Below are 228 nucleotides of genomic sequence, written 5' to 3' on the forward strand. Positions count from 1 at the left end.
CAGATCGACCTCGAGGCCGTGACGTTCCGGAACGGCGCCGGCGAGCCGTCCTCTGTCGGGTCCGGCACCGCGAGCGTGATCCCGGCCGGAGCGGAGAACGCCGCGGCGGCGTGCGCGTGGATGGTGAACCTCTCCTCCGACGACGCGTGGGATGCGGCGGGCGTGGTACGTGCCGGGACCCTGAAGTCCGACGGCGGGATCAACTCCGGGCTGTTCACCGGGTCGCCC

General features: G+C 72.8%; 1 pseudogene. It reads left to right on the plus strand.

Going from position 1 to position 228, the window contains the following annotated elements:
- A pseudogene (locus KVS71_RS19895) lies at nt 1-228 on the plus strand (sugar ABC transporter substrate-binding protein); the annotation flags it as partial.

Source organism: Microbacterium sp. GbtcB4, from assembly GCF_019091465.1.
GTDB lineage: Bacteria > Actinomycetota > Actinomycetes > Actinomycetales > Microbacteriaceae > Microbacterium > Microbacterium paraoxydans.